The 961-nt window shown below is 67.7% G+C and carries 1 protein-coding gene; it reads left to right on the plus strand.

Translation table 11 applies throughout. The features are described 5' to 3' along the window. The coding region (locus NLI01S_RS24815; protein ID WP_157091141.1) for an acyltransferase domain-containing protein at positions 1-961 on the plus strand (961 nt) is incomplete at both ends.

Consider the following 961-nt stretch of genomic DNA (forward strand, 5'->3'; position numbering starts at 1 on the left):
GGGTCAGGGGTCGCAGTGGGTGGGGATGGCGGCGGGGTTGTTGGAGGCTTCGCCGGTGTTCGCGGAGCGGATGGGTGAGTGTGCCCGTGCTCTGGAGCCGTTTGTGGACTGGGATCTGTTCGAGGTGGTGGGTGATGAGGAGGCGTTGGGCCGGGTGGATGTGGTCCAGCCGGTGTTGTGGGCGGTGATGGTGTCTTTGGCGTCGGTGTGGCGCTCGTGGGGTGTGGAGCCCTCGGTGGTGGTGGGTCATTCGCAGGGGGAGATCGCGGCGGCGTGTGTGGCCGGTGGGCTCAGTCTTGAGGACGGTGCGCGTGTGGTCGCGTTGCGGTCGCGGTTGATCCGTCGGGTCGCTGGTGGTGGGGGGATGGTCTCGGTCGCGCTGGGTGCGGATCGGGTGCGTGGGTTGGTGGGTCGGTGGCCTGGTGTGGGTGTGGCCGCGGTCAACGGTCCGTCGTCGACGGTGGTCTCGGGTGATGTGGACGGTCTTGAGGGGCTGCTGGGTTGGTGCGAGGAGCAGGGGATCCGGGCGCGTCGGGTGCCGGTGGATTATGCGTCGCATTCGGCTCATATCGATGTGTTGCGTGATGAGCTTGTGGACGTGCTGGGTGGGGTGAAGCCGCGTTCGGGTGAGGTGCCGTTGGTGTCGACGGTGACGGGCCGGGTTGTGGATACCGCGCGGATGGGGGCGGGGTACTGGTTCGAGAATTTGCGCGGTGAGGTGTTGCTGGAGCCGGTGGTGCGGGGTCTGGTGGCTGAGGGTGTGGGGGTGTTCGTGGAGGTGTCGGCGCATCCGGTGTTGGCGGGTGCGTTGGAGGAGACCCTGGACGCGGTCGCCGATGAGGCGGGTGCTTCTGGGGCTTCTGGTGTGGTGGTGGGGTCGTTGCGCCGTGATGAGGGCGGCTTGGACCGGATGTTGGTGTCGGCGGGTGAGCTGTGGGTGCGCGGTGTGCCTGTGGACTGG

The organism is Nocardiopsis listeri NBRC 13360 (genome assembly GCF_001570765.1).
Taxonomy (GTDB): Bacteria; Actinomycetota; Actinomycetes; order Streptosporangiales; family Streptosporangiaceae; genus Nocardiopsis; species Nocardiopsis listeri.